Genomic DNA, 24360 nt, shown 5'->3' with positions numbered 1-24360 from the left:
GGAACCAGACGAGGTTGGCGGCGGTCCTACTTGATGTGAGCACACCGAACACGCTGAACGCCGACTTTGACCTGATGCGTTCGGTTGCGGGTATCACGGACGCCCGCAATGAGGAAATCCGTGCGATGCTGCAGGCATTCATCGGCCGCATGAGCGGTGTGCCGCCGTCGGTGTGGGGTGGGCTCGCGGCCGCTCGGTTCCAGGATGTGGTGGATCGCTGGAACGCCGAGTCGACGCGGCTCTACCACGTCCTGCACGCGATCGCCGACACCATCCGCCACAACGAGGCCGCGCTGCGGGAAGCCGGCCAAATCCATGCCCGCCACATCGCCGCCGCCGGCGGCGACCTATAGACCGAGGATCAGCCTCGACTATGAACGCAGACCCCGTGTTGTCGTACAACTTTGACGCCATCGAATACTCCGTTCGTCAGGAGATCCACACCACCGCGGCCCGTTTCAACGCTGCGCTGCAAGAGCTGAGGTCGCAGATCGCGCCGTTGCAGCAGCTCTGGACACGGGAAGCGGCCGCCGCCTACCACGCGGAGCAACTCAAGTGGCACCAGGCGGCCAGCGCGCTCAACGAGATCCTGATCGACTTGGGAAACGCGGTTCGCCACGGTGCCGACGACGTGGCGCATGCCGACCGGCGGGCGGCTGGAGCTTGGGCACGCTAGTTCCGGGCCCCGGAGCGCGCAACAGACCCCTGTGTGGTCCCGACGGGGGAGAGCCGTCGGGACCACACAGTCATTTTGACCTGCGTGGATGCTCGTCGGTAAGCTGCTCGGTTGGCGTGCGGTACGCCGGGACCTCGGGTCAATGTCGGTCGCCGAGACCAACCCGCCGTTCACGCCTGACCGGCGCCCGGGGCACCCCGGGATCCACCCGAGAGAAAAGAAGGTAAGCGCTGTGCCCACGTACGCGCCCAAGGCGGGTGACACCACGCGATCGTGGTACGTCATCGACGCCACGGACGTGGTGCTTGGCCGCCTTGCCGTCGCGGCGGCCAACCTGCTGCGCGGCAAGCACAAGCCGACGTTCGCCCCCAATGTCGATGGCGGTGACTTCGTCATCGTGATCAACGCCGACAAGGTCGCCATCAGCGGCGACAAACTGCAGCACAAGATGGTTTACCGGCACTCGGGGTATCCCGGCGGCCTGCACAAGCGCACCATCGGTGAGCTAATGCAACGCCACCCCGACCGCGTGGTGGAAAAGGCGATCCTCGGCATGTTGCCCAAGAACAGGCTCAGCCGCCAGATCCAGCGCAAGCTTCGCGTCTACGCCGGCCCGGAGCATCCGCACAGCGCTCAGCAGCCGGTTCCGTACGAGCTCAAGCAGGTGGCGCAATGACCGAAACCACCCCAGCCCCGCAAACCCCGGCGACCCCGGCCGGGCCCGCACAATCGTTCGTGTTGGAGCGGCCCATCCAGACCGTTGGGCGCCGTAAGGAGGCCGTGGTACGAGTGCGGCTGGTGCCCGGCACCGGCAAGTTCGACCTCAACGGCCGCAGCTTGGAGGACTACTTCCCAAACAAGGTGCACCAGCAGTTGATCAAGGCACCCCTGGTCACCGTGGATCGGGTGGAAAGTTTCGACATCTTTGCCCACCTGGGCGGCGGCGGCCCGTCGGGTCAGGCCGGCGCGCTGCGCCTGGGTATCGCCCGGGCATTGATTCTGGTATCGCCGGAGGACCGGCCCGCGCTGAAGAAGGCCGGCTTCTTGACCCGTGATCCACGCGCCACCGAGCGCAAGAAGTACGGCCTGAAGAAGGCCCGCAAGGCGCCCCAGTACAGCAAGCGCTGACATCACTTTCGGGCGACAAGCGTGCATGTTTGTGTGCGCTCGTCGGCGTGTCGGTGAACCAACAGGCATATTCGCTGCCAAGAGTGGATATGTGCGCAGCCGTCAACTGTGAAAGGTTGTCCGTATGGGTCGACTGTTTGGCACCGATGGTGTGCGCGGTGTCGCCAATCGCGAGTTGACCGCGGAACTGGCCCTGGCACTGGGCGCCGCGGCGGCGCGACGATTGTCGAGGTCGGGCGCACCGGGTCGGCGAGTCGCGGTGCTTGGCCGCGATCCGCGGGCCAGCGGCGAGATGCTGGAGGCCGCCGTGATCGCCGGCCTGACCAGTGAGGGCGTCGACGCGCTGCGGGTCGGGGTGTTGCCGACCCCCGCGGTGGCCTATCTGACCGGCGCCTACGACGCCGACTTCGGGGTGATGATCTCGGCGTCGCATAACCCGATGCCCGATAACGGCATCAAAATCTTCGGGCCCGGCGGCCACAAATTAGATGACGACACCGAGGATCAGATCGAGGATCTGGTCCTCGGCGTCTCCCGCGGACCCGGGTTGCGGCCGGCCGGCGCGGGGATTGGCCGCGTTATCGACGCCGAGGATGCGACCGAACGCTACCTGCGCCACGTGGCCAAGGCCGCCACCGCCCGGCTCGATGACCTGGCCGTGGTGGTCGACTGCGCTCATGGGGCCGCGTCGTCGGCGGCTCCGCGCGCCTACCGAGCGGCCGGTGCCCGGGTTATCGCGATCAACGCCGAACCCAACGGACGCAACATCAACGACGGCTGTGGATCGACTCACCTTGACCCGCTGCGGGCAGCGGTGCTCGCCCATCGGGCCGACCTGGGCCTGGCCCATGATGGAGACGCCGATCGGTGCCTGGCCGTCGACGCCAACGGTGACCTCGTCGACGGTGACGCCATCATGGTGGTGCTGGCGCTGGCAATGAAAGAGGCCGGTGAGTTGGCCTGCAACACATTGGTGGCCACCGTGATGAGTAACCTCGGGCTGCACCTAGCCATGCGCTCGGCCGGCGTCACCGTGCGTACAACCGCCGTCGGTGACCGCTACGTCCTCGAAGAGCTGCGGGCCGGTGACTACAGCCTCGGAGGCGAACAATCCGGCCACATCGTCATGCCGGCGCTGGGCTCCACCGGTGACGGCATCGTCACCGGGCTGCGGTTGATGACCCGCATGGTGCAGACCGGCTCGTCGTTGTCCGACCTGGCGTCGGCGATGCGGACGTTGCCGCAGGTGCTGATCAACGTCGAGGTTGTCGACAAGGCCACCGCCGCCGCGGCGCCCTCGGTCCGAACGGCGGTCGAGCAGGCCGCGGCCGAGCTGGGTGACACGGGTCGAATCCTCTTGCGCCCGTCCGGAACTGAGCCGATGATTCGGGTGATGGTGGAGGCAGCCGACGAGGGCGTCGCCCAGCGGCTGGCGGCCACGGTCGCCGACGCGGTGAGCACCGCGCGCTGAACCGGAAATGCTGGAACCCCGACGCGGCGCGGGGCGTCCGAATAGGCATGAGACCCGATAGCGTAAACAGCGCCGGCATAGACATAGCAGCGGTATACGCGGTTGCCGACCGGTTCAGCGCCGCCGCCGAACTCATCGATGACGCCATCGGCAATCACCTGACGAGGCTGGCTTTTGGCGGAGCCTGCGCGGGCCGGGGGCACGCCTCGCGTGGCGATGCGTTGCGCTGCAGGCTAGACCGGTTGGCCGGCGAGTTGTCAGTGTGGTCCCGGGCGGCTGTGCAGATCGCGTTTGCGTTGCGGGCGGGCGCCAACCGCTACGCCGAGGCCGACCTGTGCGCGGCGGCGCGGATCGGGTGAGGGTGGCTGACCGGTTGAACGTCGCTGAGCGTCTCGCCGAGGGCAGGCCCGCAGCCGAGCACACGCAAAGCTACGTGCGGGCTTGCCACCTGGTGGGCTACCAACATCCCGACCTGACCGCCTACCCTGCCCAGATCCACGACTGGTACGGCAGCGAAGACGGACTTGACCTGCACGCGCTCGACGCTGACTGCGCGCAGCTGCGGGCTGCCGCCAGTGTGCTCATGGAGGCGCTGCGGATGGAGCGTAGCCAGGTCGCCGTCTTGGCAGCGGCATGGACGGGATCGGGGGCCGACGCGGCGGTGCACTTTGTGCAGCGTCACTGTGAGACTGGAAATTCGGTGGTCACCGAAGTCCGTGCCGCGGCCCAACGCTGCGAATCGCTGCGCGACAACCTCTGGCAGCTGGTGGACTCCAAAGTCGCGACGGCCATTGCGATCGACGAGCGTGCCCTGGCGCAGCGGCCGGCATGGTTGGCTGCGGCCGAAGCGCTCACGACGGAGGGGGCAGATCGGCCGACGGCCGTCGAAGTGGTTCGCCAACAGATACAGCCCTACGTGGACGACGATGTTCGCAACGACTGGCTGACCACGATGCGATCGACAACGGCCGGTGTGGCGGCGTCGTATGATGCGGTCACCGATCAGCTGGCCAGCGCGCCGCGCGCGCACTTCGAGATTCCGGACGATCTCGGGCCCGGTCGCCAACCTTCTCCGGCATCGGTGCCGGCTCAACCGAGCGCGACGGCAGCGATTACGCCCGCGGCCGCTCTTCCCCCGCCGGATCCGGTGCCGGCCGTGACCTCGCGGCCAGTGACGCCGTCGGATTTTGGATCGGCGCCAGGTGATGGTTCCGCGACGCCGGCGGGTGTTGGCAGCGCCGGTGGTTTCGGCGATGCCGGCGGCACCGGCGGTCTGGGCGGGTTTGCCGGGCTTGCCGGGCTTGCCAACCGGATCGTCGATGCGGTGGATAGCCTGCTGGGTTCGGTGGCCGAACAGCTGGGGGATCCGTTGGCAGCTGACAATCCGCCGGGTGCCGTCGATCCGTTCGCTGAAGACGCGGCCGACAACGCTGATGACGGCGACGATGCCCACCCGGAAGAGGCCGACGAGGCAGCGGAGCCGAAGGAAGCAACAGAGCCCGACGAAGCAGACGAGGTCGACGACGCCGACGAATCGGTGCCCGCTGAACGTGCCCAGGATGTCGCCGAGGAGGCCACGCTGCCGCCGGTCGCCGAACCGCCGCCGCCTGCCGCGCCTCCGGTCGCCGAACCACCGCCTCCGGTCGCTGCGCCGGCGCCGCCGGGTGCGCCGGAACCGGCGAATGGGCCTTCGCCGGAAGCGCTGTCCGAGGGAGCCACCCCCTGTGAGATCGCCGCCGACGAGCTTCCGCAGGCGGGGCCGTGACGGGTCGGGGTGTCCCGCGCTACTTCAACAGCGTCACGATCTTCTCCCCCGGGGTGATCGGCGGCGCTTCAGGGTCGATCGGGTCCGTCTTGGGCAGCTGCAGGTCTGGATCGGCGAACCTGCGATAAGTCTTGTCGCCGCCGAGCGTGTACAACAGGTACCCGGTCAGCAGCGCCCGGACCGAACGCTGCGTCCGGCGGTGTGGGCCTGGGAGCCCCAACACCTTCGTCAGTCGTCTGCCCTCAACCAGACCACCGGCTCGGGCTTTGCTGACGATGCGTAGGGTGGCCTTATCCCAAGCCCGGGATAGCCCGAGGGCGTTGGAGGTCAGCGTCTTCGGATCGCCAGGTGCGGTCAGAATCAGTCCCGGAACGTCTAGGGTCGCGGCTGGCTGCTCCGCGGCCGGATTGGTCACCGTCGGGAATATCGCCGCCACGGACTTGACGTGCGTGCCGGTCAAGCCGGCGGCGGCGAACACGGCGGCCGAGCCACCGAAACCATGGCCCACCAGCCCGAGCTTGGCGGGGTGCACGCTGATTTTTCCAGGCCCAAGGCGGACACCGGCCACGATGTCGAGGGCAACGCCCAGATCGAAGGCCAGATTCAGGACCGATGGGGCCAGTCCGCGCTCGCTGTCGGGGGCGGCGGCCACGATGCCCCATGACGCCAAATGCTCCAATAGACCCGAATAGCGAGAGGTGCCGGTGAGCCAGTCGTGGCCGAAGGCGACACCGGGAAGGTGCAGCCCCGCCTCGGGGGTGTACACCACCCCGGGTAGGCCGGCAAAAGCCAGGTCACCGCGCAAAACACGGTGTGGTCCCCGGCGGTGCAGGGCGGCGACGAGCTTGCGGATCCGGGGCACCCGTCGACGTTAGCGGTGACGTGGCGGATGGGTCCAGTGGGTCCACGTCGCACCGTCCCAGTAACGCAGTCCCGCCCCGGACGGGTCTGGATACCAGCCCGCCGGTATGGGTCCCCGGGGAACGGCTGGATGGGCGATGGCGTGCGGGCCGTGGGGAACGGACGCCCCGTCGGCGGCGGCTCGCACCCGCCGAATCGCATTGAAGTTGGAAATCAGCGCGATCCAGTTCATCGCGAGGAGCGACACCAAACTCCACCAACCAACGAGCAGGTTGTAGGTCTGCGCCGACTTGTACGCCGCTTCGCATTGCTCGCGCGTCCCGGAGACCACGTAGGTGCGTTGCTGCCACAGGATCAGCGCACCCGTGTGCCTGATGAGCTTCAGCTGGTGCTGGGCATATGGGTTGGACAAGTGTTGGCCTTTCGTGCGCGGTGGCCAAACTCGACGATAGCGTCGGTTGGGCGACGGGACTGCCCTACCGACCATGCTGCACTACCCTGGTCTGCTGTGTGCGGAATTGTCGGTTACGTCGGGCGGCGCCCCGCCTACGTCGTCGTCATGGACGCGCTGCGCCGGATGGAGTACCGCGGCTACGACTCGTCGGGCATCGCGCTGGTCGACGGTGGCACACTCACCGTGCGCCGGCGTGCGGGCCGGCTGGCCAACCTCGAGGAAGCCGTGGCGGAAATGCCGTCCACGGCGCTGTCCGGTACTACCGGCCTGGGCCACACCCGCTGGGCCACCCACGGTCGTCCCACCGACCGCAACGCGCACCCGCACCGCGACGCTGCCGGCAAGATCGCCGTCGTCCACAACGGCATCATCGAGAACTTCGCCGTCTTGCGCCGGGAGCTGGAGACTGCCGGTGTCGAGTTTGCCAGCGACACCGATACCGAGGTCGCGGCGCACCTGGTGGCGCGGGCGTATCGGCACGGCGAGACGGCCGATGACTTCGTCGGCTCCGTACTTGCCGTGCTGCGCCGGCTTGAGGGGCATTTCACGCTCGTGTTCGCCAATGCCGACGACCCCGGCACCCTCGTGGCGGCCCGCCGTTCCACGCCCCTGGTGCTGGGCATCGGCGACAACGAGATGTTCGTCGGTTCCGACGTGGCCGCGTTTATCGAGCACACCCGGGAAGCGGTCGAGCTCGGCCAGGACCAGGCGGTGGTGATCACCGCCGACGGCTACCGGATCAGCGATTTCGACGGCAACGATGGCCTACAAGCTGGGCGCGATTTCCGCCCCTTCCACATCGACTGGGATCTGGCTGCCGCCGAAAAGGGCGGCTACGAGTACTTCATGCTCAAGGAGATCGCCGAGCAGCCCGCCGCGGTGGCCGACACCTTGCTCGGACACTTCGTGGGTGGCCGGATCGTGCTCGACGAGCAGCGGTTGAGCGACCAGGAACTGCGCGAGATCGACAAGGTGTTCGTGGTGGCCTGCGGTACCGCATATCACTCCGGGCTGCTGGCCAAGTACGCGATCGAGCACTGGACGCGGCTGCCCGTGGAAGTGGAACTCGCCAGCGAGTTTCGGTATCGGGATCCGGTGTTGGACCGTAGCACCTTGGTGGTGGCGATCTCGCAGTCCGGGGAAACCGCCGACACGCTGGAAGCGGTCCGACACGCCAAGGAGCAGAAAGCCAAGGTGCTGGCGATCTGCAACACCAACGGCTCGCAGATCCCGCGCGAGTGCGACGCGGTGCTCTACACCCGCGCCGGCCCGGAGATCGGTGTGGCGTCCACAAAAACGTTTCTGGCGCAGATTGCTGCCAACTATCTGCTCGGCCTTGCCTTGGCGCAGGCCCGCGGCACCAAATACCCCGACGAGGTCGAGCGCGAGTACCACGAACTGGAAGCGATGCCGGACCTGGTGGCCCGGGTGATCGCGGCGACCGGACCGGTGGCCGAGCTGGCCCACCGGTTCGCCCAGTCGTCGACCGTGCTGTTCCTGGGTCGCCATGTCGGCTATCCGGTGGCGCTGGAGGGTGCACTCAAACTCAAGGAGTTGGCCTACATGCACGCCGAGGGTTTCGCGGCCGGCGAGCTCAAGCACGGCCCGATCGCGCTGATCGAAGACGGCCTACCGGTCATCGTCGTCATGCCCTCACCCAAGGGGTCGGCCACGCTGCACGCCAAGCTGCTGTCCAACATCCGTGAAATCCAGACCCGCGGTGCGGTGACCATCGTGATCGCCGAGGAGGGCGACGAAACGGTGCGCCCCTACGCCGATCACCTGATCGAAATCCCAGCGGTGTCAACGCTATTGCAGCCGCTGCTATCAACCATTCCGCTTCAGGTGTTCGCGGCTTCGGTGGCGCGCGCCCGCGGCTACGATGTCGACAAGCCGCGGAATCTGGCCAAGTCCGTCACCGTCGAATAGTCGAGGTGGCTCACGGTACGGGACCTGGCGGCCCAAGACACTCGACGCGATCCACGTGGCGACCGCGGAGACGTTGGGTGCGGAGTTGACGGCGATGATCACCTACCACAGGAAGGTGGCGGCTGTCGCACAATCACGTGGCCTGGCGGTGGCATCCGCTGACGGAGGGGTCCCGCGGTTACAATTTCCGGGCCGGAACGCACAAGTGGGCGGGTAGCGAGTTGGGACGCATCCTGAGAGTCGTTGTCGGTTTGGTGCTCGTGATTGCGGCCTACGTCACCGTGATCGCGTTGTATCACAGCACCGGCCTCGGCCGACCTCATGAAGTCGCCCACGGTCGGCCGACGGCCGACGGGACCACGGTGACCCTGCACGTCGAGCAGCTTCAGACGATCAAGGGCGTGCTGGTTGCCAACCTCGCCGTGTCACCTGGGACTGAGCTGCTGGATTCGCAAACCCAGGGCCTCAAGGACGACCTCACCGTCACGGTCACATCCGTGGTAACGCCTACCAAGCGCACCTGGTCGAGTGGTTCGCTGCCCGGCGTCTTTCCCGTCCCGCTGACCATCTCCGGGGATCCCGCGAATTGGCCGTTCGACCACTACCGTTCGGGGCCGATCACGGTCCAGCTCTACCGCGGAGCCGCGCACGCGCCGGAACGTGTGTCGGTGACATTCGTCGACCGGCTTCCGGGCTGGAACGTCGACATTTCCGGTGTCGGCGACGCCAATGTGCCTGCCCCGTACCGAGTGGGGTTGCACCGATCGCCGAGCAGCGTGGCATTCGGCACCGTCATCGTCGGTGTGTTGATCGCGCTGGCCGGGGTGGGCCTGTTCGTTGCGGTTCAAACCGCACGTGGCCGGCGGCAATTCCAGCCGCCGATGACAACGTGGTATGCGGCAATGCTTTTTGCGGTGATACCGCTGCGCAATGCGCTTCCCGACGCGCCCCCAATCGGATTTTGGATCGACGTCACGGTCGTACTCTGGGTGGTCGTCGCATTGGTGACCTCGATGGTGCTGTATATCCTCTGCTGGTGGTGGCACCTGAAGCCTGACGTCGACGAAACCATGTAAGTGTTGACCCGTGGCGGACGCATCGGTGGTGGCACGGCTGCGATCGTGGGCGCTCGCGGTGTGGCACTTCGTCAGCAACGCCCCGTTGACCTATGCCTGGCTGGTCGTGTTGGTGATCACCACGATCATCCAGAACAATCTCACCGGGAGCCAGCTGCATTTCGTGCTCCTGCACCGGTCCACCAACATCGCCGAGTTGGGGCGCGATCCGCTCGAGGTGCTGTTTTCCAGCCTGTTGTGGATCGACGGCCGGAATTTGGAACCGTACCTGCTGCTGTTCACCCTGTTCCTAGCGCCCGCCGAGCATTGGCTCGGCCACTTGCGTTGGCTCACCGTGGGATTGACCGCTCACATCGGTGCCACCTATTTGAGCGAAGGCCTGCTCTATCTGGCGATCCAGCACCGAGACGCCTCCGAAAGGATGGTGCACGCTCGTGATATCGGGGTCAGCTACTTCCTGGTCGGTGTGATGGCGGTATTGACCTATCACATCGCCAAACCGTGGCGCTGGGGCTATCTCGGGGTGCTGCTGGTCATCTTTGGTTTTCCGCTGATCGCGATGGACAAAGCCGAGCTGGACTTCACCGCGGTCGGTCACTTCGCGTCCATCCTGATTGGTCTGCTGTTCTATCCGATGGCCCGGGAACGCGACGGTCGGCTGTGGAATCCGGCCAGAATCAAAAGTCTGCTGCACAGGCGCGGCACCCTAGGACGGCGGGCCTGAGATGCGCCACTACTACTCTGTCGACACCATCCGCGCGGCTGAGGCGCCCCTGTTGGCCAGCCTGCCCGACGGTGCGCTGATGCGACGCGCGGCCTTCGGGCTGGCCACCGAGATCGGCCGTGAGTTGACCGCTCGCACGGGTGGGGTGGTCGGCCGCCGGGTGTGCGCGGTCGTCGGATCCGGCGACAACGGTGGCGACGCGCTGTGGGCGGCGACGTTCCTGCGACGCCGCGGCGCCGCCGCCGACGCGGTGCTGCTCAACCCGGACCGCACGCATCGCAAGGCGCTGGCGGCGTTCACCAAATCCGGGGGTCGCCTCGTCGAGAGTGTCTCGGCGGCGACCGATCTCGTCATCGACGGGGTGGTCGGCATCTCCGGCTCGGGGCCGCTGCGACCGGCGGCCGCGCAGGTGTTCGCCGCGGTTCAGGCCGCCGCCATACCGGTGGTCGCCGTCGACATCCCCAGCGGCATCGATGTGGCGACCGGGGCGATCACCGGCCCCGCCGTGCACGCCGCGCTGACCGTCACCTTTGGCGGGCTCAAACCGGTGCACGCGCTGGCCGACTGCGGCCGCGTCGTCCTTGTCGATATCGGGCTGGACCTGGCGCACACCGACGTGTTGGGTTTCGAGGCTACCGACGTGGCCGCGCGCTGGCCGGTGCCCGGTCCCCGCGACGACAAATACACCCAGGGCGTGACCGGCGTGCTGGCCGGGTCGTCGACGTATCCGGGTGCGGCCGTGCTGTGCACCGGGGCGGCCGTCGCCGCCACCTCCGGCATGGTCCGCTACGCCGGGACCGCCCATGCGGAAGTCCTCGCGCACTGGCCGGAGGTCATCGCCTCGCCCACCCCGGCGGCGGCCGGGCGGGTGCAGGCCTGGGTCGTCGGGCCGGGCCTGGGCACCGACGAAGCCGGGGCCGCCGCGTTGTGGTTCGCGCTGGACACCGACCTGCCGGTGTTGGTCGACGCCGACGGGCTGACCATGCTGGCGGACCACCCCGATCTGGTGGCGGGCCGCAACGCCCCGACGGTCTTGACGCCGCACGCCGGTGAGTTCGCCCGGCTGGCCGGGGCGCCGCCCGGTGACGACCGCGTGGGGGCCTGCCGCCAGCTGGCCGACGCGCTGGGCGCCACCGTGCTGCTCAAGGGCAATGTCACCGTCATCGCCGATCCCGGCGGCCCGGTCTATCTCAATCCGGCCGGCCAGTCCTGGGCGGCCACCGCCGGGTCCGGTGACGTGCTGTCCGGGATGATCGGTGCGCTGCTGGCGTCGGGATTGCCGTCTGGGGAGGCGGCCGCGGCCGCGGCGTTCGTGCACGCCCGGGCGGCGGCGGCCGCGGCCGCCGATCCCGGCCCCGGCGATGCGCCCACGTCGGCGTCGCGCATCAGCGGCCACATTCGGGCCGCTCTGGCTGCCCTGTAGTCCTGCCAGTCCGCAACAAGCCCGGAAAGGATCCGCCGTGTCTCGCAGTCACCCGTCCGTGCCCGCGCATTCGATCGCTCCGGCCTACACCGGTCGGATGTTCACCGCACCGGTGCCGGCGCTGCGGATGCCCGATGAGTCGATGGATCCCGAGGCGGCCTATCGCTTCATCCACGACGAGCTGATGCTCGACGGTAGCTCGCGGCTGAATCTGGCCACCTTCGTGACCACCTGGATGGACCCGGAGGCCGAAAAGCTGATGGCCGAGACGTTCGACAAGAACATGATCGATAAGGACGAATACCCGGCGACCGCGGCCATCGAGGCGCGCTGTGTGTCCATGGTCGCCGACCTGTTTCACGCCGAGGGTCTGCGCGACCACGACCCCACCAGCGCCACCGGGGTGTCCACCATCGGCTCCAGCGAGGCGGTGATGCTGGGTGGGCTGGCCCTGAAATGGCGTTGGCGGCAACGGGTGGGGTCTTGGAAGGGGCGCATGCCCAATCTGGTGATGGGTTCGAACGTCCAGGTGGTGTGGGAGAAGTTCTGCCGCTACTTCGACGTCGAACCCCGTTACCTGCCGATGGAGCGGGGCCGCTACGTCATCACCCCCGAGCAGGTGCTCGCCGCCGTCGACGAGAACACCATCGGCGTGGTGGCGATCTTGGGCACCACCTATACCGGTGAACTCGAACCCATCGCCGAGACCTGCGCCGCGCTGGACAAACTGGCGGCTGGCGGGGGTGTGGACGTCCCGGTACACGTCGACGCGGCCAGTGGGGGCTTTGTGGTGCCGTTTTTGCATCCGGACCTGGTATGGGATTTTCGGCTGCCCCGCGTGGTGTCGATCAACGTCAGCGGCCACAAGTATGGGCTGACCTATCCCGGCGTCGGGTTTGTCGTGTGGCGCGGGCCCGAGCACCTGCCGGAGGATCTGGTTTTCCGGGTCAACTACCTCGGCGGCGACATGCCGACCTTCACCCTGAACTTCTCCCGTCCCGGTAACCAGGTGGTGGGCCAGTACTACAACTTCCTGCGGCTGGGGCGCGACGGCTATACCAAGGTGATGCAGGCGCTGTCGCACACCGCCCGGTGGCTGGGTGACCAGCTGCGCGAGGTGGATCATTGCGAGGTGATCTCGGATGGTTCGGCGATCCCGGTGGTCAGCTTCCGGCTCGCCGGCGACCGCGGGTACACGGAGTTCGACGTCTCCCATGAGCTGCGGACCTTCGGGTGGCAGGTGCCCGCCTACACCATGCCGGACAACGCCACCGACGTGGCGGTGCTGCGGATCGTGGTTCGGGAAGGACTCTCCGCCGACCTGGCGCGGGCCCTGCACGACGACGCGGTCACCGCGTTGGCTGCCCTGGACAAGGTCAAGCCGGGTGGCCACTTCGACGCACAGCATTTCGCGCACTAGTACTGCAGCCGGTGCGCCCAGTGATCAGGAGGTGATGTCTTAGGTCATGACCTGATCAAAGCTCGTCGTCGCCTGCCGGTGGGAGTCCGGTCCGGGTAGCTGTCAGGAGGCCCGGTAGCAGGCTGGCCGCTTGGTTTGGAAACGGGCAGGGTCGAAGCCCAGCGTCGAAAGCCCCGTTGGGGGAAGCAACTGAGCGGTCCGTAACGCGAGTGAAGCTGCTGATGCCTCGGCGGTGTTTGCCGAGCTGATCCGTGCCGGGTTGCAGGCGTTGATCGAGGCCGAAGCCACCGAGGCGATCGGTGCAGGCCGCTACGAGCGCTCCGATGGGCGCATCGTGCACCGCAATGGGCACCGGCCCAAGACAGTGTCGACCACGGCCGGCGATATCGAGGTGCAGATCCCCAAGCTGCGGGCCGGTTCGTTCTTCCCGTCGCTTTTGGAGCGGCGCCGCCGCATCGATAAAGCGTTGCACGCGGTGATCATGGAGGCCTACGTGCACGGGGTGTCGACGCGCAGTGTCGATGATCTGGTGGCCGCGATGGGCGTGCAGGCCGGGGTGTCTAAATCCGAGGTCTCACGCATCTGCGCCGGTCTGGACACCGAGATCGAGGCGTTTCGGACCCGCAGCTTGACCCACACCGAGTTCCCGTATGTGTTCTGCGATGCGACCTTCTGCAAGGTGCGTGTCGGGGCGCACGTGGTGTCTCAGGCTCTGGTGGTGGCCACCGGGGTGTCCATCGACGGCACCCGCGAAGTGTTGGGCACCGCTGTGGGTGACAGCGAGTCTTACGAGTTCTGGCGTGAGTTTTTGGCCTCACTGAAAGCGCGTGGGCTGACCGGGGTGCATCTGGTGATCTCCGATGCCCATGCTGGGCTGAAAGCCGCTGTGGCACAACAGTTCAGTGGGGCGTCGTGGCAGCGTTGCCGGGTGCATTTCATGCGAAACCTGTACACCGCGGTAGCGGCCAAACACGCCCCGGCGGTGACCGTGGCGGTCAAGACGATTTTCGCCCACACCGACCCTGAGGAGGTCGGCGCTCAGTGGGACCGCGTCGCCGACCCTCTCTGTCAACCTTGAGTGAGACACTGCGAGTGGAGATGTTTACTGAGCCTGAGGGCGAGTACGAAGAGAACGAGGTTGACTAATAGGGCTGGTACTGGCCGACGGGGTTCGTCGGTCACCGTGGACGAGGTGCCTGATCCTCAGGTGCCTGAGCGGGCGCAGCGGCGTACGTTCACCGTGAAGTACAAGCTGGCGATCCTTGATGAGTATGACCGCGCCGATCGCACGGAAAGGGGTGCGATCTTGCGGCGGGAGAACCTGTATTCGTCGTTGCTGACCGAATAGCGCCATCAGCGTGATCGGGGGGCGTTGGCGGCGCTGTCGGCGCGGCGGGGCCCCAAGCCGGGCAAGGCCGGCGCCAATGCCGCTGACGCCGAGATCGCGTGGCTGCGCGCCGAGCTCGACACCGCACGCGAGGTGATCCGTGTGCAGGGGGAACTGTCCGCGCTCTTGGAGAGGCTCTGAGCCGACAGCGCGGCGATGTGCGAGAGTGAGCGCTGAGCGTGATCGACACGGCCATCGAGGAGATGATCCCGTTGATCGGGGTTCGGGCCGCGTGTGCGGCGACCGGTCGTGCGCCGGCCTCCTACTACCGGGCCCACTCGAAACGGTTGTCGGCACAATCGGATACGTTCACCAGCACGGCGGTGACCGACCCGTCGGGACCGCGGGAGAGCGCGCAGCCGCGGGCGCTGAGTGCGGCCGAACGTGAGCACGTACTGGCGGTGCTGAACTCGCAGCGCTTCGCTGACATGGCGCCGGCGGTGGTATATGCCACGCTGCTCGACGAGGGCATCTACCTGTGCAGCGAGTCCACGATGTATCGGCTGCTGCGTGAGCGCGGCCAGACCGGTGATCGCCGCCGCCAGGCCACCCACCCGGCTGCGGTGAAGCCAGAGTTGGTTGCTCATCAGCCGAATTCGGTGTGGTCGTGGGATATCACCAAGCTGCGTGGCCCAGCAAAGTGGAGCTATTACTACCTGTATGTGATCCTCGACATCTTCTCCCGCTACGTGGTCGGGTGGATGGTGGCCTCGCGTGAGTCGAAGGTCTTGGCCGAGCGGCTGATCGCGCAAACCCTTGCCGCCCAGCACATCAGCGCCGACCAGCTGACCCTGCACGCCGACCGCGGCTCGTCGATGAGCTCCAAACCGGTGGCACTGCTGCTGGCCGACCTCGGTGTCACCAAGTCGCACTCACGCCCGCACACCAGCAACGACAACCCGTTGTCTGAGGCCCAGTTCAAGACCCTCAAGTACCGGCCCGACTTCCCGAAACGGTTCGAGTCGATCGAGGCGGCCCGGGTGCACTGCGACCGGTTCTTCGGCTGGTACAACCACGAACACAAGCATTCCGGCATCGGACTGCACACGCCCGCCGACGTGCACTACGGCCGCGCCGATCAGATCCGCCGGCACCGCGCCACCGTTCTGGACACCGCCTACCGAGACCACCTCGAGCGGATTCGTTCGCAAACCACCCGAGCCACCCGCGCTACCGGCCTTCAGCGCGATCAACCCACCACCGAAGGAGGACCAGCCGACTCAATAAATCCCCGAAAATCGTGTCTCAGAAATGTTGACAGGTTCCGCCCCGGCCTTCTGGACCTACCCGCCCCCGCCCCCGTAGATCTGCGGCGGCTCCTGCCATCGGGGCAGATACGCTAGGATAAACCGGGCGGTACTTTGATAGTCGTTCATGACAGCGATATTTTGGGCCCGGTACTGGTCGTATTGTGCATCGAGGTCTGCGATTGCTGGAGTGTTTACCCCGGCCACGTTGCTCGCGATCAGCCTGTGCACCTCCTCGCGGTTGTTGGCGATAGTCGCCGGGGGTACCACCTTGTGACGTGTCTCCTCATAGACGTATGCGAGGAAGTCGATCACGTAGGCGGTTTCCAGAATTTGACGAGAGTGTTTAGTCAGCCAGTCGAGATACCGCCCAGCCGCGTCGGCCAACAAGTCCGACGAACTACCTTTCCAGTTCTCCTGCAGCTCGCCGAGCCTGTCGGTGAGCGACTTAGCCGTCATGTTAGCTGAGTTATACATTAGTCGCAATTGCTCGGCGGCGGCAGACAATGAGTCAGCACCCGGACCTTCATATATTATGTTGGAGATATACTCCGCTGGTATCATTGGATGCATCTGTTTGTTCTTTGCTCCTTTCGGTTGATGACGGCTGTTGTCGCGTATGGCAATGTCTGCTGTGCCGGTTTGGTCTTCAGCTAGATCAGTGCAAGGTTGTGCTGTTTTGGGCCTCGGCGAGCCGACACGCCTCGGCGTTCTCAGCTAAGCGCTGCCTAAACCATGCCTAACCCGGTGACGATGCTCTATGGCCGGAAAGCTGATCTGGTGATACTGCCTCATGTGCTGGCGGAGGAGCGGCCTCATCCCTATTCGACACCGGGTCGGAAGCGGGGGGCTCAAATAGCGTTGACCACCGGGATCGATGCCTTAGCGTCCTTTGCGCCACAAATCGTGAATCCCCGACACGGACTTAGCCGCGTTGTCCAATGCCTGGGGGGTTGTGAAAATAAAAGACACGCCTACTTTCGCTCCATCTCAAAAACACCCCACATCCGTGCAAGGGGTGTGCCGTCGGTTTGCGCTGTCCGCACTGTCGGCGTTGATGGTGCGAAGCGACCGCCAAAGCCCATACCCGTGCAGTGATGCACGGGCGCAATAGGTTCACTTCCCCCGGAACTGCGGCAGTCTAGGGCAGATAGTACCCTCTGCAACTGTTTCCTGCGAGGCGCGCGAGAGCAGTCAGGTAGCGCCGGCGCGTTGCTGGGCCGGGGCCCCTGCCTGCCCTGGCCTTGGCCCCTGCCCAAACCGGCGGAGACACTCGGTGGCCTGAGCTAAGCCGCTGTGTCCAGTGCCTGGGGGGTTGTGCATATCCAAAGACACGCCTACTTCGCTCCCTCTCAAACAAACCCCGCGCACAAGGGGTCTAGCCATGTACCGTCGGTGTGCGCTGTCGCACTGTCGGCGTTGATGGTGCGAAGCGACTGCCAAAGCCCATACCCGTGCAGTGATGCACGGGCGCAATAGGTTAACTTCCCCCGGAACGGTGGCAGTCTAGGGCGGATAGTACACACTGCAACTGTTTCCTACCAGGGACGCGGTTGATGGTTTTGGTGTCGCCGGTGAGCGCGATGAACCGGTTGCGTTTAACGAAGACCTCGCCGGCGACGGCCTTCTCGGCTGTGGCGCATCGAGTTGAGCTTGCCGATGTCCACGCACGACCTGTAGGTCCGGGCGATCTATCACCACAAACGCCAGTCGATCGAGGCCCATCGGAGCATCGTGGTTTGCCGCCCTGGCCGGTAGCCACTGGGTCGAACACCAAACCGATTGGGCCATCAAGACATTCGTTCAAACCCTACACCGCTACCGCACCGTGACCATCCGCTCAGGAAACCAGACCCGCACCGCTGCCGACCCGCTACCTGCCGAACTGCACGACGTTGTGGCCACCATCACCCGGGGCGCCGCGGCTCCCAGCGACTGCGGCTGCAGCGGGTGATGCCGGCCGTTGAGGGCCGGTAGCCGCTATCCGCCCGATGGGGTGTGGGGCATCATAAAAGGCCGTGGTGGGAGCTGGGGTGAGCTGCTGACCTCGCCGTCATCGCTTGCGGCGGCGTCGATTTCCTCGATCGGCAGCCAGCCCAACGCGTGGCTTGGCTGGGCCGCGGCCTCCGCGGCGGCGTCGATGTCCTGCATCGGCAGCCAGCCCAACGCCTGGTTTGGCTCGGCTTCGGTCCCTGCGGCCAGGTTGGCCTGGTTGGCCTCGGTCCAGCCCTGTGGCACCGACAAGTAGCCGACCAAGGCTGCCCGGCCCAAGCCGGCGGCCACCGGACCGCGCAGGCCCGCCCACTCGGCGTCGCACCAAAAGTCACTGGTGGCGCCGTGGGTGTCGGCGTCGTCAAACTGGTTGTTGATCGTCATCTCGGTTTCTCCTGACGTGCAAAACAGGTCAGCATCATGTGAAACGCCTGATTCATCTGGTGGGCGCAAGACCGCGCCAGCCTCCGGGACCTACCCGCCCCTACCCCTCTGGTGGATCTGCGGCGGCTCCTGCCACCGGGGCAGCTGCGATAGCAGAGTCTGCGCGCGCTCTGCATAGAGGTTCATTGCTTGCACATTGGTGTCCCCGTACGACTGATATTGTTCGTCGAGTTCTGCGATTGCCGGAGCGTTTTCCCCGGTTATGTCGCTCGCGATCAGCCTGCGCACCTCCTCGCGGTTGTCTTCGATGGCCGCCGGGGGTACCACCCGCTGACGTATATCCTCATAGGTGTTCGCGAGGTGGTGGATGGTGTTGGCGGTTTGCCAAAGCCGTTTGGAGTGTTTAGACAGCCATTTGAGATAACGCAAAGCCGCGTCGGTCATGAACGCCGACGACCCACCTATCCAGGTATCATCTAGGTCGAAGAGCGTGTCGTTGAGCGAGTCGGCCGTCGTATCAGCTGAGAAAGCCAATTCTCGTAACTGCTGGGAGGCTGCGCGCATTGAGTCAGCACCGGGGCCGGCATACATTTGGTAGGAGATCTGGTGCGCTGGTGTCAATGTGAAAGGCATCTGTTTGTTCCGTGCTCCTTTCGGTTGGTGACGGTTGTTGTCGCGTATGGCATTGTCTGCTGTGCTGGTTTGGTGTTTAGCTAGATCAGTCGAAGGTTGTGCTGTTTTGGGCTTCGGCGAGCCGATACGCCTCGGCGTTCTCGGCTAAGCCCTGGCTAAACCCGCGAAGATACTCTAGGGCTTGAGAGCTGATCTGTTGATACTGCGCCATGTGCTCGAGGATGCGCCCCACCATCCTATTCGACACCGGGTCGGCAGCGGGGGGCACAATAGCGTTGACCACCGTGATCGCTGTCTTGCTGTCCGCGAGCCACAAATCGTGAATCCCCGACACGGACTTAGCCGCGTTGTCCAGTGCCTGGGGGGTTGTGAAGATAAAAGACACGGCTACTTCGCTCCCTCTCAAAGACACCCCGCATCCGTGCAAGGGGTGTGCCGTCGGTTTGTGCTGTCGCACTGTCGGTGTTGATGGTGCGAAGCGACTGCCAAAGCCCATACCCGTGCAGTGATGCACGGGCGCAATAGGTTCACTTCCCCCGGAACTGCGGCAGTCTAGGGCGGATAGTACACACTGCAACTGTTTCCTGCCACGGGTGACGGGACCGCGGTCACAGCTACGCTCCCGTCAATTCATCCGGCAGGTCCTCACGCTTTAACGCCAACCATCATGCGGCACAGGCAATTTGAGCCTGAATGAGCAATTGTCAATACCTGTGTGTCAGCGGTCACGTATTTCCCCAGGTTTGAGGGGTTGTCCGTCACGTAATTCCCCACCCCGGCTGTCACGTAATTCCCCACCATGGGCGGTGTGTCTGCCCGGTGTGGGCCTTGCTGCAAGGTTCGCTCTGCATCCGTCGGCTGACGGATGGAAGGGCGCTGATGGCGAGGAGAAGTATCTTGATGCTCGATTTGGTCGAGTTGTTGACCCACTGGCACGCGGGCCGCTCTCAGGTCCGGTTATCGGAGTCGCTGGGCATCGATCGCAAGACGGTCCGCAAATATACGGCGCCGGCGATCGCCGCCGGTATCGAGCCCGGTGGGGAGCCGCTGAGCGCCGAGCAGTGGGCGGAGTTGATCGGCGGGTGGTTTCCTGAATGATCCGGCGGCGCGGGCGTCGACGTGGCCGCTGATCGCGCCGCATCATGATCGGATCAAGGACTGGCTGGATGCCGATGTCACGGTGGCCACGATAGCCCAACGGCTGCGTGACGACCACGGGGTGGCGGCGTCGGAGTCGTCGGTGAGGCGTTGGATCGCAACGCATTTCGCCGAGGAGGTGGCCCGCGAGAGAGTCACGGTGCCGCGCGGACCGGTCGATGCGGGTAGTGAGGCGCAGATCGATTACGGGCGGCTGGGCATGTGGTTCGACCCGGCCACCGCGCGCCGGGTCGCGGTGTGGGCGTTCGTGATGGTGCTGGCGTTCTCCCGACACCTGTTCGTGCGTCCGGTCATCCGAATGGACCAAACCGCTTGGTGTGCTTGCCATGTCGCCGCATTCGAATTCTTCGACGGGGTGCCGGCGCGGCTAGTGTGTGACAACCTCAGGACCGGGGTGGACAAGCCCGACCTGTACGACCCGCAGATCAACCGCTCCTACGCCGAGCTGGCCAGCCACTACGCCACGCTGGTCGACCCGGCCCGCGCCAGAAAACCCAAAGATAAACCCCGCGTGGAGCGGCCGATGACCTATGTGCGGGACTCGTTTTGGAAAGGCCGCGAGTTCGATTCGCTGGCCCAGATGCAGCAGGCGGCGGTCACCTGGAGCACCGAAGTGGCCGGGCTTCGGTACTTACGTGCCTTGGAGGGCGCCCAACCCCTGCGGGTGTTCGAAGCTGTGGAGCAACAAGCGTTGATCGCATTGCCGCCCAGGGCATTTGAACTCACCAGCTGGTCGATCGGCACCGTCGGGGTGGACACGCACCTCAAAGTTGGCAAGGCACTCTATTCCGTGCCGTGGCGGCTGATCGGGCAACGCCTGCACGCGCGCACCGCCGGTGATGTGGTGCAGATCTTCGCCGGCAACGATGTGGTGGCCACCCATGTGCGCCGACCCAGCGGGCGCTCCACCGACTTCTCCCACTACCCACCGGAGAAGATCGCCTTCCACATGCGCACCCCGACCTGGTGTCGACACACCGCCGAACTGGTCGGCCCAGCCTGCCAGCAAGTGATCGCCGAATTCATGCGCGACAACGCCATCCACCACCTACGGTCGGCCCAAGGCGTGCTCGGGCTACGCGACAAACACGGCTGCGACCGGCTGGAGGCCGCCTGCGCCCGCGCCATCGAGGTCGGCGACCCGAGCTATCGCACCATCAAGGGCATCCTTGTTGCCGGCACCGAACGCGCCGCCAACGAGCCGACCACCAGTAGTCCGGCAAGCACCGCTGGGGCGTTCCTGCGCGGCCCTGAACAGTTCGGCACCGACACACCCCGTCGCCTGATCTCACAGCGGAATCCCGAACCATCCCGACACAATCCACATCGCTATTCTCAAGGAGAAGCATCCATGTCTATCTGTGATCCGGCGCTGCGTAATGCGCTACGTACCCTGAAACTGTCCGGCATGCTCGACACCCTCGACGCCCGCCTGGCCCAAACCCGCAACGGCGACCTGGGGCATCTGGAATTCCTGCAAGCGTTGCGTGAAGACGAGATCGCCCGCCGCGAGTCCGCCGCCCTGACACGACGATTACGCCGCGCCAAGTTCGAAGCCCAAGCCACCTTCGAAGACTTCGACTTCACTGCCAACCCGAAACTGCCCGGTGCGATGTTGCGCGATCTGGCCGCGCTGCGCTGGCTGGATGCCGGCGAATCGGTCATCCTCCACGGCCCGGTCGGCGTCGGAAAAACCCATGTAGCACAAGCACTTGTCCACGCCGTGGCCCGCCGCGGCGGCGACGTGCGCTTCGCCAAAACCTCCCGCATGCTCTCCGACCTCGCCGGCGGGCACGCCGACCGATCCTGGGGCCAACGCATCCGCGAATACACCAAGCCGCTCGTGCTCATTCTGGACGACTTCGCGATGCGTGAGCACACCGCCATGCACGCTGATGACCTCTACGAGCTCATCAGCGACCGCGCCATCACTGGCAAACCGCTGATCTTGACCAGCAACCGCGCACCGAATAACTGGTACGGCCTGTTCCCCAACCCCGTCGTCGCCGAATCACTCCTGGATCGGCTCATCAACACCAGCCACCAAATCCTCATGGACGGACCCAGCTACCGACCCCGCAAGAGACCCGGCCGCACCACCAGCTAGACAACGCCCACACGGGCCGCTAAGACCTACCACTGAGGCACACACCTGGGGAATTACGTGACGCCAACCCCTGGGGAATTACGTGGCGGTCGACAGGGGCGCCGGTGGTGGCGCCGTGGGTGTCAGCGTCGCTCACCTGGTTGTTGATCGTCATCTCGGTTTCTCCTGACATGCAAAACACGTCAGCAACATGTTCACCATGGTGTGAAACGCCTGATTCATCTGAAACCGCGGTGTGTCGTGCGAGCAGCGAAGCGATGGGCCTGGTCGACCGCGGCATTGTTGCTGGCCTGCAAGACCGCGCCGGCCTCTTGGACCTACCCGCTCCTGTGGATCTGCGGCGGCTCCCGCCATCGGGGCAGCTTCGATAGCGCAAATCGGGTCCAACTTAGATAGCGGTCCATTGCTTGGATATTTTCGGCCCGGTACTGCTCGTATTGTGCCTCGAGGTCTGCGATTGCTGGAGTGTTTACCCCGGCCACGTTGCTCGCGATCAGCCTGCGCACCTCCTCGCGGTTGTTGGCGATAGTCGCCGGGGGTACCACCCTCAGAAGTGTCTCCTCATAGGCCATTACGAGGGATTCGATCACGCGGGCGGTTCGCAAAATCTGACGGGAGTGTTTAGACAGCCAGTCGAGATACCGCAAAGCCGCGTCGGCCATCCATTCCGATGAACTACCTTTCCAGTTCTCGTGCAGCTCGTCGAGCGTGGTGTTGAGCGACTCGGCAGTCGTTCTAACTGAGTCAGCTAATTGTCGCAATCGCTGGTCGGCGGCATACAATGAGTCAGCACGCGGACCTTCATATATTACGTTGGAGATATACTCCGCGGGTATCATTAGATGCATCTGCTTGTTCTTTGCTCCTTTCGGTTGGTGACGGCTGTTGTCAGGTATGGTAATGTCGCTGTGCCGGTTTGGTTTTCAGCTAGATCAGTCGAACCTGAAGCTAGATCAGTCGAACCTGACGTGTAAACGGATCAGCAGCATATTCACCATGGTGTGAAACGCCTGATTCATCTGAAACCGCGGTGTGTCGTGCGGGCCCGGAAGCGATGGGCCTGGTCGACCGTGGCATTGTTGCTGGCCTGCAAGACCGCGCCGGCCTCTTGGACCTACCCGCCCCTGTAGATCTGCGGCGGTTCCCGCCACCGGGGCAGATCCGATAGCGCAGATCGGGTCCAACTTACATAGGCGTTCATTACAGCGACATTGCGGGCCCGGTACTGGTCGTATTGTGCATCGAGGTCTGCGATTGCCGGAGCGTTTACCCCGGCCACGTTGCTCGCGATCAGCCTGCGCCTCTCCTCGCGGTTGTTGGCGATAGTCGCCGGGGGTACCACCTTGTGACGTGTCTCCTCATAGACGTATGCGAGGAAGTCGATCACGTAGGCGGTTTCCAGAATTTGACGAGAGTGTTTAGTCAGCCAGTCGAGATACCGCCCAGCCGCGTCGGCCAACAAGTCCGACGAACTACCTTTCCAGTTCTCCTGCAGCTCGCCGAGCCTGTCGGTGAGCGACTTAGCCGCCATGTTAGCTGAGTTATACATTAGTCGCAATTGCTCGGCGGCGGCAGACAATGAGTCAGCACCCGGACCTTCATATATTATGTTGGAGATATACTCCGCTGGTATCATTGGATGCATCTGTTTGTTCTTTGCTCCTTTCGGTTGATGACGGCTGTTGTCGCGTATGGCAATGTCTGCTGTGCCGGTTTGGTCTTCAGCTAGATCAGTGCAAGGTTGTGCTGTTTTGGGCCTCGGCGAGCCGACACGCCTCGGCGTTCTCAGCTAAGCGCTGCCTAAACCATGCCTAACCCGGTGACGATGCTCTATGGCCGGAAAGCTGATCTGGTGATACTGCCTCATGTGCTGGCGGAGGAGCGGCCTCATCCCTATTCGACACCGGGTCGGAAGCGGGGGGCTCAAATAGCGTTGACCACCGGGATCGATGCCTTAGCGTCCTTTGCGCCACAAATCGTGAATCCCCGACACGGACTTAGCCGCGTTGTCCAATGCCTGGGGGGTTGTGAAAATAAAAGACACGCCTACTTTCGCTCCATCTCAAAAACACCCCACATCCGTGCAAGGGGTGTGCCGTCGGTTTGCGCTGTCCGCACTGTCGGCGTTGATGGTGCGAAGCGACCGCCAAAGCCCATACCCGTGCAGTGATGCACGGGCGCAATAGGTTCACTTCCCCCGGAACTGCGGCAGTCTAGGGCGAATAGTACACACTGCAACTGTTTCCTGCCACGGGTGATGGGCCGCGGTCAAGCTACGCTCCCGTCAATTCATGCCGGCCGATCCGCACTCTATTGACGCCAACCATCATGCGGCACCGGCAATCTGAGCCAAACACCGGGTGATCGGCAACCAACCACCGAGCCACAGGACAGTCACGCCGACACGGCTGCAGCCCAGCACCGCGACCCGGGGCAATCGGGCACAGGCCGGAATACTGCTCAGTGAAACGGTTCTGGGAGAATGTCGGAAAGCCAAACGACACGACAGATGGGCGGGGCACGAC

General features: G+C 64.9%; 27 protein-coding genes and 3 pseudogenes. 21 read left to right on the top strand and 9 right to left on the bottom strand.

Features of this window, described 5'->3' with window-relative positions; translation table 11 throughout:
• Positions 1 to 35 precede the first annotated feature (35 nt).
• The 7 genes from esxU to FF952_RS18165 all read left to right on the top strand — a co-directional run bounded on the left by esxU (position 36) and on the right by FF952_RS18165 (position 5040).
• Positions 36 to 353 carry a type VII secretion system ESX-4 protein EsxU gene (gene esxU, locus FF952_RS18195; protein WP_003900060.1) on the top strand — a complete coding sequence of 106 codons (318 nt, stop codon included), beginning with the start codon at positions 36 to 38 and terminating at the stop codon, positions 351 to 353.
• Positions 354 to 373: 20 nt separating this feature from the next.
• Complete coding sequence (locus FF952_RS18190) at positions 374 to 676, top strand: WXG100 family type VII secretion target (protein WP_003900059.1); 303 nt, start codon at positions 374 to 376, stop codon at positions 674 to 676.
• A gap of 232 nt (positions 677 to 908) precedes the next feature.
• Positions 909 to 1352, top strand: coding sequence for a 50S ribosomal protein L13 (gene rplM / locus FF952_RS18185; protein WP_003418312.1), 444 nt, complete (start codon positions 909 to 911; stop codon positions 1350 to 1352).
• Positions 1349 to 1804 (top strand): 30S ribosomal protein S9, encoded by a 456-nt coding sequence (gene rpsI, locus FF952_RS18180; RefSeq protein WP_003904323.1) that lies wholly within the window; start codon positions 1349 to 1351, stop codon positions 1802 to 1804. The genes rplM and rpsI overlap by 4 nt, the downstream gene beginning before the upstream one ends.
• Positions 1805 to 1928: 124 nt before the next feature.
• On the top strand, positions 1929 to 3275 hold the full coding sequence (gene glmM / locus FF952_RS18175; RefSeq protein ID WP_003418304.1) for a phosphoglucosamine mutase: 1347 nt from the start codon (positions 1929 to 1931) through the stop codon (positions 3273 to 3275).
• A 47-nt stretch (positions 3276 to 3322) separates the two neighbouring features.
• Positions 3323 to 3634, top strand: coding sequence for a hypothetical protein (locus tag FF952_RS18170; RefSeq protein WP_003418301.1), 312 nt, complete (start codon positions 3323 to 3325; stop codon positions 3632 to 3634).
• A gap of 2 nt (positions 3635 to 3636) precedes the next feature.
• A complete protein-coding gene (locus FF952_RS18165; protein ID WP_003418300.1) occupies positions 3637 to 5040 on the top strand; it encodes a hypothetical protein in 1404 nt (467 codons plus the stop codon).
• Between the two features lie 19 nt (positions 5041 to 5059).
• Here FF952_RS18165 and FF952_RS18160 read toward each other — a convergent pair whose 3' ends face one another.
• Positions 5060 to 5902, bottom strand: a complete 843-nt coding sequence (locus FF952_RS18160) for a dienelactone hydrolase family protein (RefSeq protein ID WP_003418298.1) — start codon at positions 5900 to 5902, stop codon at positions 5060 to 5062.
• A gap of 9 nt (positions 5903 to 5911) precedes the next feature.
• Positions 5912 to 6388 carry a DUF2510 domain-containing protein gene (locus FF952_RS18155; RefSeq protein ID WP_003900057.1) on the bottom strand — a complete coding sequence of 159 codons (477 nt, stop codon included), beginning with the start codon at positions 6386 to 6388 and terminating at the stop codon, positions 5912 to 5914.
• A 21-nt stretch (positions 6389 to 6409) separates the two neighbouring features.
• Between FF952_RS18155 and glmS the strand changes: the two genes are divergently transcribed.
• The 9 genes and pseudogenes from glmS to FF952_RS18110 all read left to right on the top strand — a co-directional run.
• On the top strand, positions 6410 to 8284 hold the full coding sequence (gene glmS, locus FF952_RS18150) for a glutamine--fructose-6-phosphate transaminase (isomerizing) (protein ID WP_003418289.1): 1875 nt from the start codon (positions 6410 to 6412) through the stop codon (positions 8282 to 8284).
• Between the two features lie 221 nt (positions 8285 to 8505).
• Positions 8506 to 9360, top strand: coding sequence for a DUF4436 domain-containing protein (locus FF952_RS18145; RefSeq protein ID WP_003901640.1), 855 nt, complete (start codon positions 8506 to 8508; stop codon positions 9358 to 9360).
• 10 nt (positions 9361 to 9370) lie between these two features.
• Positions 9371 to 10084 (top strand): rhomboid-like protein, encoded by a 714-nt coding sequence (locus FF952_RS18140; RefSeq protein ID WP_049955737.1) that lies wholly within the window; start codon positions 9371 to 9373, stop codon positions 10082 to 10084.
• Position 10085: 1 nt separating this feature from the next.
• Positions 10086 to 11507: an NAD(P)H-hydrate dehydratase gene (locus FF952_RS18135; protein ID WP_003418280.1), complete on the top strand. Its 1422-nt coding sequence runs from the start codon at positions 10086 to 10088 to the stop codon at positions 11505 to 11507.
• Between the two features lie 37 nt (positions 11508 to 11544).
• A complete protein-coding gene (gene gad, locus FF952_RS18130) occupies positions 11545 to 12927 on the top strand; it encodes a glutamate decarboxylase (RefSeq protein ID WP_003904318.1) in 1383 nt (460 codons plus the stop codon).
• Positions 12928 to 13144: 217 nt separating this feature from the next.
• Positions 13145 to 13993, top strand: a pseudogene (locus tag FF952_RS18125) (IS256 family transposase); the annotation flags it as partial.
• A gap of 126 nt (positions 13994 to 14119) precedes the next feature.
• Positions 14120 to 14275, top strand: a complete 156-nt coding sequence (locus FF952_RS18120; protein WP_003917789.1) for a hypothetical protein — start codon at positions 14120 to 14122, stop codon at positions 14273 to 14275.
• 24 nt (positions 14276 to 14299) lie between these two features.
• Positions 14300 to 14455 carry a hypothetical protein gene (locus FF952_RS18115; RefSeq protein WP_003418266.1) on the top strand — a complete coding sequence of 52 codons (156 nt, stop codon included), beginning with the start codon at positions 14300 to 14302 and terminating at the stop codon, positions 14453 to 14455.
• A gap of 50 nt (positions 14456 to 14505) precedes the next feature.
• Positions 14506 to 15541 (top strand): annotated as a pseudogene (locus tag FF952_RS18110) (IS3 family transposase); the annotation flags it as partial.
• A 56-nt stretch (positions 15542 to 15597) separates the two neighbouring features.
• Here FF952_RS18110 and FF952_RS18105 read toward each other — a convergent pair.
• Positions 15598 to 16134, bottom strand: a complete 537-nt coding sequence (locus tag FF952_RS18105; protein WP_003904315.1) for a PPE family protein — start codon at positions 16132 to 16134, stop codon at positions 15598 to 15600.
• Positions 16135 to 16296: 162 nt separating this feature from the next.
• On the opposite strand from FF952_RS18105, the gene FF952_RS18100 reads away from it, so the two are divergent.
• Together FF952_RS18100 and FF952_RS21025 are read left to right on the top strand one after the other, a co-directional pair.
• A complete protein-coding gene (locus FF952_RS18100) occupies positions 16297 to 16659 on the top strand; it encodes a hypothetical protein (RefSeq protein ID WP_003904310.1) in 363 nt (120 codons plus the stop codon).
• A 730-nt stretch (positions 16660 to 17389) separates the two neighbouring features.
• Complete coding sequence (locus FF952_RS21025) at positions 17390 to 17515, top strand: hypothetical protein (protein ID WP_009940399.1); 126 nt, start codon at positions 17390 to 17392, stop codon at positions 17513 to 17515.
• A gap of 26 nt (positions 17516 to 17541) precedes the next feature.
• Here the strand turns inward: FF952_RS21025 and FF952_RS18090 are convergent, their stop codons facing one another.
• From FF952_RS18090 to FF952_RS18080, 3 genes are all read right to left on the bottom strand, one after another.
• A complete protein-coding gene (locus tag FF952_RS18090; RefSeq protein WP_003418146.1) occupies positions 17542 to 17937 on the bottom strand; it encodes a PE/PPE C-terminal domain-containing protein in 396 nt (131 codons plus the stop codon).
• Between the two features lie 90 nt (positions 17938 to 18027).
• Complete coding sequence (locus FF952_RS18085) at positions 18028 to 18570, bottom strand: PPE family protein (protein WP_003418141.1); 543 nt, start codon at positions 18568 to 18570, stop codon at positions 18028 to 18030.
• 85 nt (positions 18571 to 18655) lie between these two features.
• Positions 18656 to 18955: a PE family protein gene (locus tag FF952_RS18080; protein WP_003901635.1), complete on the bottom strand. Its 300-nt coding sequence runs from the start codon at positions 18953 to 18955 to the stop codon at positions 18656 to 18658.
• A gap of 515 nt (positions 18956 to 19470) precedes the next feature.
• On the opposite strand from FF952_RS18080, the pseudogene istA reads away from it, so the two are divergent.
• Together istA and istB are read left to right on the top strand one after the other, a co-directional pair.
• Positions 19471 to 21010, top strand: a pseudogene (istA, locus tag FF952_RS18075) (IS21-like element ISMt2 family transposase); the annotation flags it as partial.
• 69 nt (positions 21011 to 21079) lie between these two features.
• On the top strand, positions 21080 to 21835 hold the full coding sequence (istB, locus tag FF952_RS18070) for an IS21-like element ISMt2 family helper ATPase IstB (RefSeq protein WP_003418125.1): 756 nt from the start codon (positions 21080 to 21082) through the stop codon (positions 21833 to 21835).
• 317 nt (positions 21836 to 22152) lie between these two features.
• Here the strand turns inward: istB and FF952_RS18065 are convergent, their stop codons facing one another.
• On the bottom strand, positions 22153 to 22683 hold the full coding sequence (locus tag FF952_RS18065) for a PPE family protein (RefSeq protein ID WP_003418122.1): 531 nt from the start codon (positions 22681 to 22683) through the stop codon (positions 22153 to 22155).
• Positions 22684 to 22949: 266 nt separating this feature from the next.
• Positions 22950 to 23480 (bottom strand): PPE family protein, encoded by a 531-nt coding sequence (locus tag FF952_RS18060; RefSeq protein WP_031653951.1) that lies wholly within the window; start codon positions 23478 to 23480, stop codon positions 22950 to 22952.
• A gap of 162 nt (positions 23481 to 23642) precedes the next feature.
• On the opposite strand from FF952_RS18060, the gene FF952_RS18055 reads away from it, so the two are divergent.
• The gene (locus FF952_RS18055; RefSeq protein ID WP_003904310.1) at positions 23643 to 24005 is read left to right on the top strand and encodes a hypothetical protein; all 363 of its coding nucleotides are present in this window, start codon (positions 23643 to 23645) and stop codon (positions 24003 to 24005) included.
• A gap of 103 nt (positions 24006 to 24108) precedes the next feature.
• On the opposite strand, the gene FF952_RS18050 is transcribed toward FF952_RS18055, so the two are convergent.
• Positions 24109 to 24339, bottom strand: a complete 231-nt coding sequence (locus FF952_RS18050; RefSeq protein WP_003900685.1) for a histone acetyltransferase — start codon at positions 24337 to 24339, stop codon at positions 24109 to 24111.
• Positions 24340 to 24360 lie beyond the last annotated feature (21 nt).

Origin of the sequence: Mycobacterium tuberculosis complex sp. N0072 (assembly GCF_030323725.1) — a bacterium.
In the GTDB taxonomy this organism is placed as follows: domain Bacteria; phylum Actinomycetota; class Actinomycetes; order Mycobacteriales; family Mycobacteriaceae; genus Mycobacterium; species Mycobacterium tuberculosis.
Note: the sequence above shows the minus strand (reverse complement) of the source record. Positions and strands in the feature narration are given on the sequence as shown.